The organism is Bacteroidota bacterium (genome assembly GCA_018266755.1).
Lineage (GTDB): Bacteria > Bacteroidota > Ignavibacteria > Palsa-1295 > Palsa-1295 > JAFDZW01.
The window spans coordinates 870,697-888,737 of sequence record JAFDZW010000005.1; the positions used below are offsets into that span (position 1 = coordinate 870,697).

Annotated in this window: 13 protein-coding genes; 4 read left to right on the forward strand and 9 right to left on the reverse strand. The window is 53.5% G+C overall.

Translation table 11 applies throughout. The features are described 5' to 3' along the window. Positions 1-16 precede the first annotated feature (16 nt). Positions 17-3,028, reverse strand: a complete 3,012-nt coding sequence (locus JSS75_08440) for a hypothetical protein (protein MBS1903715.1) — start codon at positions 3,026-3,028, stop codon at positions 17-19. A 2-nt stretch (positions 3,029-3,030) separates the two neighbouring features. Then, positions 3,031-6,096, reverse strand: a complete 3,066-nt coding sequence (locus JSS75_08445) for a hypothetical protein (protein MBS1903716.1) — start codon at positions 6,094-6,096, stop codon at positions 3,031-3,033. A gap of 36 nt (positions 6,097-6,132) precedes the next feature. On the opposite strand from JSS75_08445, the gene JSS75_08450 reads away from it, so the two are divergent. From JSS75_08450 to JSS75_08465, 4 genes are all read left to right on the forward strand, one after another. Then, entirely contained in the window at positions 6,133-6,810 is a 678-nt protein-coding gene (locus JSS75_08450; GenBank protein ID MBS1903717.1) for a hypothetical protein, read from the forward strand. Positions 6,811-7,029: 219 nt separating this feature from the next. Beyond that, positions 7,030-7,494, forward strand: a complete 465-nt coding sequence (locus tag JSS75_08455; protein MBS1903718.1) for a hypothetical protein — start codon at positions 7,030-7,032, stop codon at positions 7,492-7,494. 11 nt (positions 7,495-7,505) lie between these two features. After that, positions 7,506-8,432, forward strand: a complete 927-nt coding sequence (locus JSS75_08460) for a hypothetical protein (protein MBS1903719.1) — start codon at positions 7,506-7,508, stop codon at positions 8,430-8,432. Between the two features lie 41 nt (positions 8,433-8,473). Beyond that, positions 8,474-10,018 carry a hypothetical protein gene (locus JSS75_08465; GenBank protein MBS1903720.1) on the forward strand — a complete coding sequence of 515 codons (1,545 nt, stop codon included), beginning with the start codon at positions 8,474-8,476 and terminating at the stop codon, positions 10,016-10,018. Here the strand turns inward: JSS75_08465 and JSS75_08470 are convergent. The 7 genes from JSS75_08470 to JSS75_08500 all read right to left on the reverse strand — a co-directional run bounded on the left by JSS75_08470 (position 10,015) and on the right by JSS75_08500 (position 17,777). Continuing rightward, entirely contained in the window at positions 10,015-11,481 is a 1,467-nt protein-coding gene (locus JSS75_08470; protein MBS1903721.1) for a TolC family protein, read from the reverse strand. The two genes, JSS75_08465 and JSS75_08470, sit on opposite strands and share 4 nt — an antisense overlap. Next, positions 11,474-12,826 (reverse strand): ABC transporter permease, encoded by a 1,353-nt coding sequence (locus tag JSS75_08475; GenBank protein MBS1903722.1) that lies wholly within the window; start codon positions 12,824-12,826, stop codon positions 11,474-11,476. Before JSS75_08475 ends, JSS75_08470 begins: the two co-directional genes overlap by 8 nt. Continuing rightward, entirely contained in the window at positions 12,826-14,112 is a 1,287-nt protein-coding gene (locus JSS75_08480; GenBank protein ID MBS1903723.1) for an efflux RND transporter periplasmic adaptor subunit, read from the reverse strand. Before JSS75_08480 ends, JSS75_08475 begins: the two co-directional genes overlap by 1 nt. 130 nt (positions 14,113-14,242) lie before the next feature. Further along, complete coding sequence (locus JSS75_08485) at positions 14,243-14,569, reverse strand: cupin domain-containing protein (GenBank protein MBS1903724.1); 327 nt, start codon at positions 14,567-14,569, stop codon at positions 14,243-14,245. A gap of 37 nt (positions 14,570-14,606) precedes the next feature. Then, positions 14,607-14,885 (reverse strand): DUF2442 domain-containing protein, encoded by a 279-nt coding sequence (locus JSS75_08490; GenBank protein ID MBS1903725.1) that lies wholly within the window; start codon positions 14,883-14,885, stop codon positions 14,607-14,609. After that, positions 14,882-15,187, reverse strand: a complete 306-nt coding sequence (locus tag JSS75_08495; GenBank protein ID MBS1903726.1) for a DUF4160 domain-containing protein — start codon at positions 15,185-15,187, stop codon at positions 14,882-14,884. The genes JSS75_08490 and JSS75_08495 overlap by 4 nt, the downstream gene beginning before the upstream one ends. Before the next feature lie 7 nt (positions 15,188-15,194). Then, positions 15,195-17,777 (reverse strand): transketolase, encoded by a 2,583-nt coding sequence (locus tag JSS75_08500; GenBank protein MBS1903727.1) that lies wholly within the window; start codon positions 17,775-17,777, stop codon positions 15,195-15,197. Positions 17,778-18,041 lie beyond the last annotated feature (264 nt).

Here is an 18,041-nt window from a genome sequence, read left to right on the forward strand (position 1 = left end):
CAGCAGATTTTAGCTGTTAGCGGACTACATTCAACCCCGTTGTCACTGCGCTCGTTGACGTTGTTAACCGGAGGATATAGTGTCCGGGTACCAGCGTGCGCGTCGAGATCAGGAATTTGTGTGCCCCTGCCGGTAGAACTTCTCCGTTCAACGCCACCATGCGTTCGCGTCCGAGATCATCGTAGAGCCGAAGCTCGGCATGCGTGGTTGCGCTCAGTTGAACGGTTGCAACCGTCTCGTCGACAACGGGATTTGCCGACAGCTCAAGTGCAACGCCGCTTGAAGTGTTCTGCTGTTCGACTGCGTCCGGTGCGTTCGTCATTTCAATCCAGTACCACGGACTTTGTAGCTTTGTTTGATCGATCACGAAGGCAAACTGGTTTCGCGTGAGGTCATGCACGGCATCGAATGCTCGACGTGTTGGCATGCCTGAGGAATCGAGCGGATGCACCACAACCCGCATCGAATCGCTCCGCAAGAAGCATTGCAGATTCTGAGCACTCATCAGCACCGGATCCGTCCCGTAGTGTTGAGCGATCCCAAGCGAATCCGCGTCCCACACCCATCCGGTGTTTTGCGACCGCGACCCGATCGTCAGAAACAGATTTGCTGTCGTTGCAAGCGTCGCCGTGTCCATCGATAGAACAGACATCGAGAGCAAGTCGGTATTTGCATCGTCACGAGTGAGCCACAGTGGACCAAATTGTAATGTATCAAAAAGGAAGTATCCCACGGCTGCCGAATATCTTGGTGTTTGTGCCGTCATCCATCGGCGCTGACCGTCCCACGTGAGCTCGCCGGTTTCAGATACTTTTACGGCAGTATCATCGGTCGTCCGATTATACGGGTACTCGCTCGCCAGCTTCTCACTCGGTGCGCTAAAGCTCTGACGTACTTTATACAGTGCACCGATGCCGGTAGAAAGACTCCCCGGAACACCGAACGGATGCAAGAATCTTCCGCTGAGCCCAGTCAGCGAAATACTCTCGTCGGTATGTGTCAACTTCAGATCGACCGACGACGGTGCGATCCGGAAGTCGCGGAATGCTTTGCTCGACGAGGGGAACATCGACAGCAATGCATCGTTTCCTGCAACGCTGTAGTAATCGGTACGGAAAGCATAATCCGAATCGAGTACCTGGCTCGCTGTGCCCCAATAACTGAAGAATATTGCATCCCAATCTTGCAGCGAGGCGTATGATGACAGCAGCGTCGGAATCTCTTGGCACTGTTGGTTGATAAATGGCACCAGATAGCTTGACATCACGAACGGCTTCCCTTCCAATGCTTGCGCTTCAACCGTACCGAGTACCGAGTTGCCTACATCACTCGTAAGGGAATTTTGGATACAGATGTAATCCGACGTTCCAGTTCGTGGGTACGCATAATCGTGATTGATCCCACCGCCAGCGTAATCGCTGGTGCGGTTTGCATACGCATCGAGATATGTCCCCCACCACGTCGGACAATAGTTATTTACCATTATCGCCGACTTGATACTATCGCGGATATATGCATGAATCGGATTAAAGTATGCTTGCTGGAGCGAATCGTAGAATAATCCAAGATCGCGAACACGCTGGAAGGGCGTGGTTGTCGGTGAAGCGAATGCGACACGCGCGACGCTCGAAGTTGCAAGATGCTCCCCTGCACGTAAGCCTTCCTCGCGGGTGCGATGGATACTTATTGCATCGAACTGCAGGTCACATAGATGTGCGCCGAAATAGATTCGAAAATCCTGCGCATCGGAGCCGATGGCGCGAATTGTATATGTATACTTTCGCCATGCGGTGTCAATCGGCACCGAGGCGACAAACGTGGCGGCATACGACGGCACGTCATAAAACACAGGATAGACCGTATCCACGAGCACGGGCGCAGCGGACGAATACTTTACCCTCGCCCAAAAGCTAAACTCGTAGAGACTATCTTGCTTGAGACGAACGGACGTATTTGTGATGTACGCATCCCCAAGTGTTGGGTTCACACTCAACGATTTCAGATGAACCAACAAATTATACTGCGAGTCGACACCGCCGGCAAGCGAGGCCGTGCCGCCGCTCGCTCCGTTCGATGCAATGAACGTCCAGGCACTCGATCCGATATCTTCGAAGCTTCCATTGTCAAACAAGTTTGTACCATTTACCGCAGGGCCCGCATAGGCGGCTGCCAATGCTCCTTCCGACCCGTACTTCTTCAGTAAATACTGTGAGAAGAGCGTATCGAGATGGCGAGACTCGTTGTAGGTAATCGTTGCCGATCCGTTCGGATAGACGTTCGCCTGATCCTTGAAATTTATATAGCCATATCGCCATGCCGTCGTCAGGCTGTAATACTGATTTTCTAATTCGATTGATGCGATCGCCGGATCGTCGGCGAGTCGGAGACCTGTCAATGGATTGACGTGGGTCAGCAATGTCTTCGCCCAGTCGCGGTAGAGTTGACGGGCACGAGCATCGTAGAAGTGCCGGAATATGCCATACACCCACCCACTATCGCTATTGATCACGCCTTCCGCCGGGACGAAGGAATGCACACCACGAAGCGTTAGAAACGTATAGATTCCCTGTTGTTTGAGCTCGTAGAGCAGTGTGTCGAAGTTCGCAACATGTGGTTGGTAGAGGTTGAACGAACTCTTGGCATCCGAATAGACCAGTCCATAGTTATAGTCGTTCACGATGAAGCGAATCGCATTGAATCCAAGCTTTCGCAGGTGTTTCGAGAATCGGCGTGCGTGCGCTTGATCCATAAATTGAGCGCCCCATGCGATCTCGGTGCCATACAGACGGATACGCTGTTGATTCGCAGTGCCGGCATGCAACACGAAGTGTCCGTCTTGCGGAGTGATCCGGTCGGTGATCGGCGTCGCTTCCGTACTAAACGGCAACAGACCGGTCATCGACGTGTCGGCATTTGAGATCGTAAACGGATAGCTCGACCGCAGTGGTTGAGCGTGCACGCTACATCGGCCGGCGATCAATGCTACAACCAATACACATGCGAAGCGAAATATCAATCTTCTCTTCATACCTATTGAACTTTGACGATACGTTTGTTGCGAACACCGGTGGGTGTCTCAACGATCATGGAATATACGCCGGAGGAAAGCCCCGACATCTCGAACGGAATGTTCAGCATGCCGGATGCCGACGCTCCGTCATAGAGCGACTTCGCTGTTCTGCCAACCGCATCGACAAGCGAAATGCGAACACGTCCGCTAACGACGGAGCGAATCGTTGCCGTCGCTGCATGGACGATCGGATTAGGGAATACGTCAACGGAAGTTTCCGCTGCGGTGATTGTCTCACCGATTGACGCCGGATCGACCGTACTGCTGAGTGTGACCGCATACCACGGGGTACGTGTCTGAGCCTGGTCAAGCACGACGGTGATACTCCCTGTTTGTGGTAATCGAATACCGACAATGTCAGCATTCGCGATCGGCGCTCCGCGTCCATCGAGCGGAGTGAGTCGAAGCGTATCCTTTGTTGTCTGCAGCACGAGTGTCACGGTCGCTGCCGACATGACCGTCGGTGCGGTGCCGAAGTTTTTGCCGAAGCCATTACTATCTACCCAGACGATCCCCGTATTTTGTGCACGGGTCGTGAGTGAGAGAAACAGACGAGCCGAACTATCGATCGGTTGTCCGTCGGTGCTCAGTAAAGCAAGCGAAAACTGCTCTTTGCCGGCGGCCGCATCGGTTCGCGCAAATCGGAGCGCTCCGATCACGGTTGTATCGCGCCCGAACAATCCGCACGCACCGAGAATCATTGGCGTCGTAATCGTAAATAAGCCGTTCGTTTGATCCCAGTACAGCTCCTTCGTATCGCATGTTTTTGCGGCGGAGTCGGCAAGATAGGGATACTCGGCAGCTTGTTTGTGCCGCGTACTATTAAACGATTGACGCAGGCCGAACTGTGTAAACACATTATTTTCGAGCGGCCCTTCGACGCCGAATGCACCGCGCGCTGGGGTAAAGACGGGAGAGAGCCAGACGTCGTCCGCATCGTGGAGTAACGAATCCGAAAACCCTGCGGAGGAAACCAATCCGTTGCGAAAGAGCGCGCTGGCCACGGGCGCGAGCGCGAGCGTCGCAGGATTATTGACGATCGAATTAAAACTCCCCCCAGCCTTGAACGGATTAATCAGACTATCGGCAAATAGCTCGGAGCGAGATGTGCTGTACGGACCGAAAAATATCCCATCCCAATCCTGATACGCCGCCCACGCCGGTAGAAGCAGCATTTGCTCGCTATTGTACTGGTTCGGCCACGGGATCTGAAAATCACCAAGCATCATCGCTTTCCCCTGCACCGAACCGGCCGCCAGAATCGGAAGAACCGAGCCGGTCTTACTCTTCGTCATCGAGGTGTTTCGTATCATCCACGTTGAATCGGCATACGTTTTCCCGGCCCGTGCACTAAGAAAGTCATTGGCCTCGTGCATGATCATGACATCGCTGCCCGACCCGGTATACACATCCGGAAGTTGCACCCAATAATTATGCTGACGATGGTTTACCAGTCCGTGAAATTTCAGCGTATCCTTTACAAGGCTGTCCATCGACGCAAAGAATGTTTGTTCGAGTGCATTATAGAATGCCAACTGATCGCGAACGCGCTGCAACGGTTGCGACCGAAGGGTACCATCGTTGTGTAATCTCAGCACCGTTGCGGTCGAGAGATGTTCGTTCGGACCAAGCGTATTTTCGGCACGCATACGCACCGATACAGCATCGAGCCAAACATCACCGAGTTCGTTGCCGCACTGGATCGAGATTTGGTGCGTACCGGAGGCCGTTGGCCGCAGGACGAATGAGTATTGCCTCCACGAAGTATCGATGGTTTGCATCTGAGAGATGCCCCCACGTCCACCCGCCGTAGCATTGACATACGAAAGGGTGATGCTACGACTTGTCTTTCCGGGAAGGTTCTTTGCATCGTAGTTCATTTTCGCCCACAGTGTTAGTGTGTACAATGTATCCTTCCCCAGATACGAACTAGAGTTCGAATAAATCACGTCCGCAGGCGCGGGACGGGCAGAAAGCGAATTGATCCTGATCTTTTCGAATATGGACGAATCCACGCCACCGTCACCAGTAACAGCCACCGCCGTGGCCGAGGAACGCAATGTCAAGACCCATGCATTCGAGAATACGTTTTCAAAACTTCCGTTGGTCAATAGTTCTTTATTCGACACAACGATATTACCACCCCAGGCATTCTTCAGTGCCTGATCGGTGACATATTTCGACTGTAGAAACGATGCATACAGTGTATCGAGACGACGTGAGTAATTCCAACTAATCGTGTTCTTCCCTTTATTGTAATTATTCTGGTCGATATAGATCAAGCGGTCGAGCGAATTCCAATAGTAATAGAGACTGTGTTCATAATTATACTCGATCACTGCAAATGCGGGGTCGTCGGCATACCGTAGTCCTGTCAGTGGGTTGCGGTGTGTGAGCAATGTCCGAGCCCATTCGCGCTCGAGCCGCGCTGCGGCAGGATCGATCAGCGGTGCAAGCACGGCGGTCGGATAGACCGAATCCGGGTACATCAGACCGTCCCCCGCAAGGTAACGGTGATTCGTTAGCAACGTGAAGTCCGTATAGATCCCATTTCGCTTGAGTTCGGAGAACAACGTATCGAACTTCGCCAGTTGTAGAGGATTCACGACATACGACGACTTGTTGATCTGCCCTGCCGAGTCACGATATTTGAAGAAGCTCGCATCGTCGATGTTCGTATAGTCGTTGTTTGCAAAATGGACACAGTTGAACCCAAGTTTTCGCAATCGCGCAGCGACCGTCCGTGCGTCCGGTGACGGAAGAAACTGCGCATTCGCAAGAAGCGACGTACCGAAAAACCGGATACGCGTGCCATCGGTACCGATAATATGACCTTCGGGACTACGCATGCACGCGCCGTGCGCACCGGCGAACTGAGTGCTATCCGATGGCAACGCAAGGGAAGCGACCGTGTCGCGTGACGGCATAGTGAAGGGGTATGGCCGGGCGATGGTTTGCGAACGCGCACTCGTGGCAAACGCTACTGCAATACAAAGCAGCAGCCACGGGTAACTTGTTGGTCTCATAGAGCGTTATCTCCGAGGGATTGCAGAAACGAAGCGGTGAGATATAGCAATACATTCCTTCGGGCGAAAGTTTCCGGCGTCGTGGCGGCGTTGCTCCTTCTTGTGCCGCATATAGCACCGCCTCGTGCCCAGCCGGCCGCCATTGCTCCAATCGCCAAACCTCTTCCACAGGTCACCGTCTCGCTCGACGCTTGCGGCTTTATTCCTTTTAGTCAAAGCTACCGGCTTAACTATCAGTCGAAACTGATGGGGCTGCCGATCGAATGGACAGGGACGCTCGGTTTCCCGATCAACGAAAGTGTTTCGAGCCAGATCGAGCTCCGGTACCGGCGTCGTACGGCGGTATTCCTGAATGATGTTTCTGTCCGCCAACTTGAGATCACGCCGGGTGTGAAGACGTATCTGGAAAAGCAGCATGAAAAAGACCTCCGGCTATTCGGCACGTTCGGTTTGGTGTTGGCCGAAAGCATCGTCAGCGGCCCGCTGCAATCGACAACCGACGGAACGGATATTATCACCGTCGATGTGTCGAAGAGTTATTATAATCTCGGTCTTGCGATCGGACTCGGACTGGAGTATGAACTGACGCCGGTTTCGACGATCCATGGCGGACTTCGCTTCGGCATCTACCTTCTCGATCCCGTTTCACGCGGCGGACTCGGCGATGCGGGTGGAATCTCGCTCGGGCTCGGGTATCAATATTCTGTTTTCTGAAGCGTGGGAATAGATTCGTCTTCGCATGTCTGCTCATTTTTTCTATGAGATTATGTCATCTGTTACGCGATAAGTGAGCAAAGAATTGGACAGCCAATGCGGTCGGCGCGAGCGTATCAGCTCGACTCGGATTGTAAGAAGGATGATCTGAGATGTCGCTTTGAAGCATCAGACATCAAGTGTTGAACTTTCCTCCCCCGCTCGGCTTTGTAATGCTCGATGAAGTCACTGTTCGGCCTCGTATGCTCTTTCGCGGTGGCGGTGGTGCTCGGCTCATGTCATGAGGCGACCACACCGTCTGCATCGCCGCATCTTCCGGCCGTCGTGCAGCCGCTCTCAGGGACGTTCCATCCTCTTGGCAGCACGGCCTATCCCGATTCGCTTGCACCCGTCTTTCCGAACCCGTTCAATCTGGTGACGGGCGACTCGGTAATCAATGTGTTCTTCTCGCTCAAGGATACGGCCGATGCCATTTTGCTGATCCAGAATCCGTTTGGCGACAGTGTTGCCGTCTTCCGCGACGCACATTTGGGCGGCGGCGGTTATAGCGGACAATGGGCGCCTGTGAACGCAGCCGGCGAACGGCTCCGCGAAGGGCTGTATTTCATCACGCTCCGTGTCCAGAACTCCGCGCAATCGCGCGACTTCATCAATTCCGAACTCTTCTCCATCGAAGCTAACTGATGCTCGTACGAATGACCCGACTCGTTTCATTTATTTCGCTCACGATCTTACTCACGCTTGCACACTCCACCCATGCTCAGGAGAAGTATATCAGCAAGGGCGAACAGATCGCACGCTTCCCGCTGCATTTCAATAATGGGTTCCTCTTCGCGAGCGCTCCGGTGATCGATACACTGCTCGATGGCAGACCGGATACGATCGTTCGCAGCTTCTTGATCGACCCGCGCGCCTCGAATGACGGAAGTTATCTTCCGGCAGACTCCAGCGAAACACAGCTTGGTACACGTAATGTGTATGTCCCTGTGAGCACACAGCGCACGATGATCTGGAAGCTCGCGCCAAGTCTGGCAAAGTATAATTTCAAGAAGGCGGACACTGCGTTTCGTGGCGTCATCGGCTACGGTATCTTAAAGCAGTACGTCACGGTAATCGATCTTGCCGATCGCGTCATGACATTGTATGCGCTCGATCCGAGCCCCGATCTCTCGAAGCGACTCGATACGGACGCAATTCATGTCCCGTATTTCGACGATGCAATCCTGAAATATTGTCATTGCAATTTCCCGACGATCTGGCTCGAACCCGATGCTGCACCACTATTACCCGGACGTTGGCATCTCTCACTCGCAGACCGGCAGTCTGTGATCTACGAACAGTCGCTCCCCGGCAAGCTGAAGAAAAAGATTAACGACGCCATGCTGCAAGATTCACTGGCCGGGAAGACCGATCCGTTCGCAGGTATTCAGATATCGAAGTTCGTGCTCGGCGGCGTCAATCTCGCGAAGCTCGAACCACATCGTCCGATCGACAATTTACCCGATATTTTCAAAGACCTCTCGGTCACCGTCATGGGCACAGTCGCCATGGATGTCTTACGACACTTTCCGGCAATCATCATCGACCCGACAAGGGGAAAGATTTTGCTCTGTAACTACTGATTGAATACAGTGTTTATTGGGTGATCAGATTCGATACGGCCATGAAGATTTTCGCCTGTGTTGCTCTCGGTATCACATTGCTTGCCACGAATGTGGCGGCCCAGCAATGGACGACTCCGGTTCGGGTCAATCACGATAAATCGTTGGCGTCCCAGCGTTCGCCGATGATGAAGATCGGCAGGAACGGAAACATCTACGTCGCATGGGTCAATACGATTTCCGGCAGCGGTGGGCCAATCCAGATGTCGGTCTCGGCCGATGGCGGCGAGACATTCACCAACGACGTTTCCGTCTGTGCCGACGCCAACTGCAATGCCGACTTTCAACGCACCGCGCAGTTCGTGCTCGATACGAAGGATCATATTCATATGATCTGGATGGGCAATCGGGTTAAGAATCCCAAAACGAACCAGCTTCAGCCCGATATCTGGTACACGCGTTCGATCGACAACGGTGCGACCTGGACTACTCCGGTCTCGATCAGCGGCGCGGACGATTCATCAATCTATGCACAGGACTTTCCGTCGATCGCGTGCGATTCGTCGGACAATCTCTACGTCACCCATCTGGACTCTCGCGAGACACAGCGGCAGCAAAACTCGAACGTACATCTCTACTTCACGAAATCCACGGACGGAGGGACGTCGTGGAGCGCAAACAAGAAGATCGAATCGTATACCGGAGTATCAAGCGGCGGCACCTGCGAGTGCTGCACCGAGAACATTGCATCCTCACCGGACGGACACCTCTATGTCGTCTTTCGATCGAACATCAGCGATCTGCGCAACATTTGGCTTGAGCGATCGGAAGATCGGGGCGAGACGTGGGCACCGGCACTGAAGGTACAGAACGGCGATTGGCATATTAGTGAATGCCCTGTATCCGGACCCAGCTTGACTTTGGGACCTGATGAAACTGCCTACATATCCTGGCGCGACGCACGCGACGATTCCGGCTCGAATAAAGCACATATCTATCTGGCTCAAATACCGTCTGGTTCGACTGTAATCCCAGCGAATAGGCAAATGGACGAGCCTCTGCAAATGCTCGCGAACTATCCGTCGATTGCGACATACGAAAATGGGAAGTACCTTGCAATCTTCTACCAGAATACCGCCGCGGGAAATGACACGATGCGATATGCAGTGTATTCGGGCGGAACACCTGTCGTAAAGAACTGTCCTCTTCTGAGTGTTAAACGCGGACAATTTGCAAACGTACTGTTTGCACCTGACGGAACGCGATACCTCAGCTGGCAAGATTTAAGAGACGATGCCGGCGATATTTATTTCTGCAAAGAAATCTCGCCCCTTTCCACTGCATCGGTGGAAGTCGCACCGCTGACGAAGCCGTTCTCTGTTCGTCCCAACCCGATTAGCGGACCGAACAAGACGGTCACGATCGTTACCGACGCAACACACGGCACGTTCCGCTTAGTCGATCTCAAGGGCAATACGGTGAAGCTCTGGAAGCTCAACGAATCGACTGGGATGAAGGTCGACCTCTCCGGCTTCGCCGCAGGATACTACGTCGTCGTCTTCGAGCACGACGGCAGGACCGAGTCCAACAATATCGAAATCCGTTAAGGCGCCGGGTAGGCGATCTTTTTATCCGACTCGAAATCGTAGAGCGTCGCTCGCCGTAACCGGAAATAGCTGAGCCAATAGCTTTGCTCGGTGAGGATGAGTGACTCTCGCGCTTTGTCTTTTGCATCTTGCGCCAGCAGCAGTTTGGTGACGTCGTACTTTCCTATTAGATAGCGGTTCTTAGCCAGGATATATTGTTTCTGCGCGATGGTATCCGCTTTGAGCGATAGTCTTAATTGCTCTTGATTCTGTACGAATCGCTCCACTTGTGCCTCGACGTCTTGATCGAACGACTTGCGCTGCAACTCCAGCGACGTCCTTGTGCGATCGAGATCTTCCTCTGCCGCAGCAACGGCATTGCGTCCCTTTCCCCACTGCCACAGCGGAACAGTAAGATCCAACCGGGCCGACTGCTGATTGAGCGGATTCTTATAAACATCTCCAACCTGCGAGCCGGTCTGGTTATACCCATAGCTCGCAGTAATAGTGGCATTGAAACCGGTGGCGAGTTGCTGTTGGCGAAGATTCCGCTCCGCATTATGCTCTTGTAGAGAATACCCGAGCAGATCGCTACGATTGTTGTGTGCCTCGGCCATTGCAGTTTCAAGCGCAACACGCACTTCGGGCAACTCCTCTGCCGGGACGATCCCGTCGATATCGTCGTCGGACGTTCCGAGCGATGTCGCGAGCGACCGAAGTGCGATCTTCATATCCAACTGAGCCGACGCTCGCTGCGTCTTGGCATTGGCGAGTGCAAGTTCGCTTTGCAGGAGATCGTTCTCGTCGATCTTCCCCACCTCAAACCGCCCGCGCGAGATCGTCAGCAACGTATCGTTGATCGAGACATTTAGCTCTGCATTATCCACACGCATTTGCGCGACATACACGTCGAAGAACTTCTGTGTCACGTCGATCATCGCATCTTCCATGTCCTCGTTGTATTTCTTCTGCGCCTGCTCATATTGCAGGTCGTTCGCTCGGTTATCCCACCAGAGCGTATTGAGTTGGAAGAGCGGCTGACGGATTCCGACGACGATCGGAGATGAACGCCAATAGGTCGAATTCTCCGTTCCGAAGAGATCGGTTCGACTGAGCGACGAACTCACGAATATCGACCCGCCGGTGAGCACGAGCGGTTCGGTAAGCGATAGTGACAGCGAAGAGTTTGCCTGGCTTTGCGCAAGGTATGCTGTCGTTCCGTCGTTCTGCACGATCGGATTAATGGCTCGCTCATAGTCCGGCGCCGTGCCTGTCAGTAGTATCTGCGGCAACAATCCGCCGTTAAACGAACGGTACATAAATGTACGGCTACGGAATAGCTGGCGAGCCATCTGCGCATTCGGGCCGTCGCTGCGCGAACGGTCGATGCATTCTCGGAGTGTGTATCGCTTCGGCGTTGCATCGGACGAAGCACTTCCAACGGCAAGGAGGATGAAAACGAACAGGAATATCTGTTTATTCATAGCGCAGGGCTTCGATTGGATCCTGATGCGCAGCACGGCGCGCGGGTACGATACCGAAGACGAGACCGACACTCACGGCAACACCAAACGAGATGACAACGGAGATCGGTGTAACGATCGTGTTGACGCTTGCGAACGTTCGGATCGCGAAACTCATCGCAATGCCGAACACGATCCCGATAATGCCGCCTGCCAGACAGAGAGTGACCGCTTCGCTCAGAAATTGAAAGGTTATATCGCGGCTCCGTGCGCCAATGGCCCGGCGCACGCCGATCTCGCGTGTGCGTTCGATCACCGAGGCGAGCATGATATTCATAATACCGATCCCCCCTACGACAAGCGAGATCGACGCGATGGCACCGAGCACGATATTAAAAATATCTTTTGTGCGCTGTTCCTGTTTTAGAAGCAATTCCGGCACCTCCACTTCAAAATCGATCACTCGGTTATGGCGTCGTTCGAGCATCCGCGTGATCGTCTCGGCGATCTGAGAAATATGTTCGGTGGATGCAACACGGACGGTGAGGCGGTCGAGTTGATTATAATTCTCGCTCGGCTTCGATGTTTCTTCGTCCTCGTCGGTTTCACGCTGCGCATCGGTTACCATCTTACGAGTCAGCAGTGAGCGGTTCTTAAAGCGCAACAACGCAGTGGAGACCGGAGTGTAGACATCCATATTATAATCGCGGATCCCAAGGTGTTTGATATCCGCTTCACTGATGTTGCGTTCGCGCAATATCCCGACGACCGTCAGCCAGACATTCCCACATTTGATGCTCTTGCCGATCGGTTCATCCTGCGGGAAGAACTTTGCACGAATACCACTGCCGATGATACACACCGGTGCCGCTTCGTCGATCTGTGCACGGCTGAAGTGCTCACCTTGCGAAAGGCTAAAATCGGACAATGAGAAATATGACGGTTCTACCCCGACGAGTTTCGCCGTCCGTTTATATCCGTTTCGGAGAACAGTTAGATCATCGACGATCTCCGGGCTGACGTCGGTAACCTCCGGGATTACCGCACGGATTCCTCGTGCATCCTCCATCGACAGTCCCGGCGAAAAGCGTTTCTTCTCTGCTTTCTTTGCGTCGTCATCCTTCGAGGTTTTGCCTTCCGACTGTTCGACAATGGGCTTGATGACGATATTGTTCGCGCCGAGGAGCTTCATCTGCTCGAGGATCTCTTGCTCGGCTCCGCGCCCTACGGATAACATGGCGATCACCGAACCGACACCGAAGATAATACCGAGCGATGTGAGCAACGCACGCAGCTTATTCGCCGCGATTGCCTGCCATGCGATCGCAACGGTATAGCTGAAATTCCCGGGGAGCTTCAACTGCATCAGCTCGGTTGGGTAGTCTTGGCAGAATCAATCTTGGGGAGTGTACGAACGGTCGCACTTCGTCGCCTCTCTTCTGACGGTACGGAGAGAAATACCCGGTCTTTTTCACTTAGCCCCTGGACTATCGTTGCTTCGTTCTCATTCGTTTCTCCGACCTGTACTTGTTGTTTTACGATCTGCCCACCGTCCTTTTTATAGACAAACGTTTGCGAGCCCTCAGGGTGCAGACACTCCAGCGGGACATAGAGCTTGTTCGGCAACGTCGAGACATAGATCGTGTTGCTCGTCGTCATCGAAGGGCGAAGCGTGGTGTCTTTCTCGCGGATGAGTATGCGAACCTCAAACACCTTGGAGTCGGAGTTCGGGCGTTGTTCGCCGATATTGGCAACGCTCGTCACTTCGCCGGTATACTTCTTGCTCGGGTCGGAGTCGAGTCCCAATCGGACCTGCATTCCCACCTTGATCTTTTGGATATCCACCTCGTTCACGTACGTGACCGATTCCATCGTATCGAGGTCGGGGATGGTTGCCACGGTCGGACTCCACTCGTTGATCTGCGAGCCAACCGTCCTCTTTTTCCCGTTCCATTCTCGATAGTATACCACGATGCCGGGAGCGGGAGCGGTGATGCGAAATTGCTGCATGACTTCCGTCATTCGTTGCAGCTTCTGCTGTTCGCGTGCGAGATCGGCGCCGACGGTCTGCATCTTCGCGACCGCTTGTGCTACCTTTGTTTGATAGTTCGTCTTCGATTGTTTAAGCTGTCGCTCGGTTTTTTCAAAATCGAGATCGACCTGTTTACGAACTGCCGGGGCTTCGTAGACCGACTGCTCCTTCAATAACTTCGATTGCTGCTCGGCAAATTCGAGTGTAACGATATCTTCGCGGGCTTGTGATAATGTGAGTGCAGTATCGAGACGGGCAGAATTGTATTCGGCTTGGGCTTTTTGGATTGCAAGCTCGCCATCCTTCATCTTACTCGCAACGTCGGTTTGGTCGATCTCAGCGACAAAATCGCCGGTCTTGACTTGTGTCCCTTCCGCAACGAGATTCGAAATCTTCATTTGCCAGATGCCAATCTGCCCAACGCCTTGCGGGCCGCGAATATCTTTGGAGTTCTTCGCAGAGAGCTCGCCCGTCGTCGTGACAGTGATCATGAACTCCCCTCGCTTCGGCGAAACGAGGACTCCACCACTATCTTCCGCCGGCGCTTTGACGGCAAACCACCAAATGCCGAGCGCTGCGACTGCGACAAGGCCGAGGATCATCCACACTCTTCGTTTCATAGACGCGATGACGCTGATGAACGTGTAATAACAACCGAATTCGCACAAATGCCTGAACCGACCTAACCAAACAACTGCAATAAATAGCCGTAGATATCCGAAAGTTTCACGGTCGGCAGACCGTTTTGTTTCAATCGTGCTGCTCGTATGCGCGGTGTGCGCTCGAGAAGAACAGGAGGACTTCGGCGTCGGCCGACCCAACATTCCGAAAATAATGCGGGATGCCGCGCGGCGCGACAGCGCACTGCCCCGCAACCATGCCAAATACCTCGTCACCGATGACCTCTTCGACGGCCCCACGGATTACATATGCCGCTTCTTCGCAATTCGAATGCGAGTGAGAAGCACTCGTGGCACCCGGCGCGATGATCATTCGGGCAACGGACAACTCCGCCGCATTGCCGAGTTCACCGTTTACGAGCCATTCGATAGAGCCGTAGGGTTGCGCGAGAAGCACTTGGTAACGCGATTGGTACCGAACTGTATTGTACCTATTAAGAAATCATACCCAAGTATAAGTCCCAAACGGGAAAGATCATCTCATAGTCATTCCAGTTCAGATTGCCATTGATAATCTCAAACTTCTTAAACTCCGACTTGCGACGATACTTCTTATAAAGAGGGTTTGGAGCATTCGAAAGGAACATATCAAGATCAACGACACGCTTGGTGCCATCAGAAAATACAACCTGAATACGGAATCCATCAACGTATGCTGCATCGACTACGCTGATTTCGGAGTTAGTTGTAATCTGTGGATGTTGCCTTTTCATTTCAAGCTCCGGCTAATTTTTCGACTCTTCACTGACTTCCCAAGTACAAAGAAGTCAATCCAACTCTTGACGATATTTGCAGCCTCGTGTTCTACCAACTCTTTGAAATGCGCAAGATGACTTCCTCGCAACGGACGTCGCCCCGGCACACGTAGAATTCGTATCGACGTAATCTCACCATTGACAAGTAAGATCTCTGCCTTGCTCTCACTACCTTGATACTCGCCGTGCACATGTACAGGCTCGTGTTCGTTCGCGTAGAAAAACACGACAATTCCAAAATACTCGTAGAGTTTCGGCATCTTCTTCTCACCAGAACATCGGCCACTTCGCCGGGTTCGATTCGCTCATGAGCTGGTAGATGCAACGGAAGATATCGTCGGTGTTCGGCTTCGAGAAATAGTCTCCGTCGGAGCCATATGCCGGACGGTGCGCCTTCGACGTGATCGTGAGCGGTGCCGAGTCGAGATGTTTGTACCCTTCCTGCTTTTCCAGCACTTCCTGCAGCATATATGCCGTCGCACCACCGGGCACATCCTCGTCGAGGAAGACAATGCGATTGGTCTTGGCGAGCGACTGCGAAATCATTCCATGGCGATCGAACGGAATCAGTGACTGCACGTCGATCAGCTCGACCGAGATACCGAACTTCGCGAGCTCGGCCACCGCTTCCTGCGCCACGCGACAGCATGCACCGTACGTGACAAGCGTAACGTCCGTTCCTTCGCTCAATACTTCCGGCACACCGAGCGGAAGTGTGTGCTCTCCGATGTTATCCGGCAGGCGTTCTTTGAGACGGTATCCGTTGAGCACTTCCACAATGAGCGCCGTGTCGTCGGATGCAAGCATTGTATTGTAAAATCCGGCAGCCTGCGTCATGTTGCGCGGAACCAGCACATACATTCCTCGAAGCGAACCGAGAATCATCCCCATCGGCGAACCGCTATGCCATACTCCTTCCAGGCGATGGCCGCGCGTACGAACAATGACCGGCGCCTTCTGCCCGCCCTTGGTGCGCCAGCGGACGGTCGCGAGATCATCCGACATGGTCTGTAATGCAAACAGCAGGTAATCGAGGTATTGGATCTCGACGATTGGCCGCAAACCACGCATTGCGGCGCCGATGCCCTGCCCGAGGATCGTCGCTTCGCGGATGCCGGTGTCGGTAATGCGAATCTCGCCGTACTGTTCCTGAATGCCGTCGAAGCCTTTGTTGACGTCGCCGATCTTTCCGATATCCTCGCCGATGGCGAACACTTTCTGGTCGCGTGCGAACGCAGCATCAAAGCATGCGCGCATGATTTCGCTACCATTGATCGAAGGCGAGGCATCGGTAAACATGGGCTTCACTTCCGGGACAAGCAATGCCGATTCTGTCGACTCGCTATAGAGTTGCGATGTGTACTCGTCTTCTGCGCGGGCGATACGAGAAGCAACCCAGGCTTTTAACGTGGTGCCTGCCTGACTCGGCTCGATATTCCCGAGTCGTATTCCCTTGCGCGCCGCTTCAAGCACATCGCGGTGCAACGGTTCGCGAATGGCGTCAAGCTCCTGCTTCACTTTCAGTACTTCAGCGCCAAGCGATACTTCACTCGCAAGCTCGCCAAGCGTCGCGCTCACCGCCACGAGATCCGTACGGATGGGAGCAAGAAATGCTTCCCATGCGGCTGCCTTTGCAGCATTGACGATCTCGTCGTCCTCTTTGTCGATGGCATCGAGTTGCTCTGCCGTCGCAACCGAAGTTGAGATCATCCACTCACGCATCTTGCGCACACAATCGTGCTCCTCTTCCCATTTCAGACGCTCTTTCGACTTGTAGCGCTCGTGCGAGCCCGACGTGGAGTGGCCCTGCGGCTGGGTAAGTTCATTCACATGGATTAGCGCGGGTATATGTCGCTTGCGAACGTCAGCGACGACCGCTTCGTATGCATTGCAGAGGGCGGCGTAGTCCCATCCCTTTACAACGCGAATGATGTATCCTTCGCCATTCTCCTCGCGGAAGCCGTCGAGAATCTTGGAAATAGACTGCTTCGTCGTTTGATACGCAGCTGGGACGGAAATGCCATACTCGTCATCCCATACGGAAATTACCATCGGGACCTTCAGTACGCCTGCCGCATTGATCGATTCCCAGAACAACCCTTCGGACGTGCTCGCATTACCGATCGTACCGAACGCAACCTCATTGCCTTTGCGTGAGAAGTTCGTAAGCGAATGTAGATCCTTGTTATTGCGAAAAAGCTTCGACGCGTAGGCAAGTCCCACCAGACGCGGCATTTGTCCGCCGGTTGGTGAAATGTCGGCTGACGAATTCTTGATCTTCGTCAGATCGCGCCATGATCCGTCCTCATTGAGCGAGCGCGTAGCAAAATGGCCGTTCATCATGCGGCCGGCGGATGCGGGCTCTGCGTTGACGTCCGGATGAGCGTAGAGCTGGGCGAAAAACTCCTGGATCGTGCTCGTACCGGTCGCAAACATAAACGTTTGGTCACGGTAATAACCCGAGCGCCAGTCGCCCTCGCGAAATGCTTTGGCCATGGCGATCTGTGGGACTTCCTTGCCGTCCCCGAAGATGCCGAACTTTGCCTTGCCGGTGAGCACCTCGCGCCGGCCGAGCACACTCGCCAACCGCGACTGGTGTGCGATGCGGTAATCGGCGATGATCTGCTCGTGCGTATAGGATACCGTCTGCGGCGCAGCGACAGCCGGGGATTTGAGGACAATATCCTTCACGGAAACGGCCGGTTTGCTAACCGAGCGTTTCGCGTACGCAGGTTTCCCGAAGCCCGGTTTAAAGTTATCCGTCTTCCCGAATCCCTTTTTCCCATATCCTTTCTTCTCGAAGCCCTTCTTTTTGATGGTCAACTTCGGCGGCGCAAGCTTTTTTGCCATGTCCAACAATCGCTACAAATTTGCGACGTGGTAACAAAAAACATGCGAGTTCTATTCGCGGTATCCTGTGGTAGGTAGTGGCTCAGTAATGACTATAGTTGTATAGTCATTATCATGTCATTCTGAACGAAGCGACGACTCTTTTTGGCGGAGCCTCACTGCGTTTCGTAAGGGATTCTTCGCTTCGTTCGGAATGACATCGTCTGAATACCATGTAAACTGAGCCACACCCATCGCTCGGTAGTGTGTACTCGTACGGCAATG

What these genes read in the sequence shown, in the direction of transcription:
- JSS75_08475 (MBS1903722.1), bottom strand. Translation starts at nt 12,826, where the DNA reads ATGCAGTTGAAGCTCCCCGGGAATTTCAGCTATACCGTTGCGATCGCA.
- JSS75_08500 (MBS1903727.1), bottom strand. Translation starts at nt 17,777, where the DNA reads ATGGCAAAAAAGCTTGCGCCGCCGAAGTTGACCATCAAAAAGAAGGGC.
- JSS75_08440 (MBS1903715.1), bottom strand. Translation starts at nt 3,028, where the DNA reads ATGAAGAGAAGATTGATATTTCGCTTCGCATGTGTATTGGTTGTAGCA.
- JSS75_08480 (MBS1903723.1), bottom strand. Translation starts at nt 14,112, where the DNA reads ATGAAACGAAGAGTGTGGATGATCCTCGGCCTTGTCGCAGTCGCAGCG.
- JSS75_08455 (MBS1903718.1), top strand. Translation starts at nt 7,030, where the DNA reads ATGAAGTCACTGTTCGGCCTCGTATGCTCTTTCGCGGTGGCGGTGGTG.
- JSS75_08445 (MBS1903716.1), bottom strand. Translation starts at nt 6,096, where the DNA reads ATGAGACCAACAAGTTACCCGTGGCTGCTGCTTTGTATTGCAGTAGCG.
- JSS75_08490 (MBS1903725.1), bottom strand. Translation starts at nt 14,885, where the DNA reads ATGAAAAGGCAACATCCACAGATTACAACTAACTCCGAAATCAGCGTA.
- JSS75_08495 (MBS1903726.1), bottom strand. Translation starts at nt 15,187, where the DNA reads ATGCCGAAACTCTACGAGTATTTTGGAATTGTCGTGTTTTTCTACGCG.
- JSS75_08460 (MBS1903719.1), top strand. Translation starts at nt 7,506, where the DNA reads ATGACCCGACTCGTTTCATTTATTTCGCTCACGATCTTACTCACGCTT.
- JSS75_08470 (MBS1903721.1), bottom strand. Translation starts at nt 11,481, where the DNA reads ATGAATAAACAGATATTCCTGTTCGTTTTCATCCTCCTTGCCGTTGGA.
- JSS75_08465 (MBS1903720.1), top strand. Translation starts at nt 8,474, where the DNA reads ATGAAGATTTTCGCCTGTGTTGCTCTCGGTATCACATTGCTTGCCACG.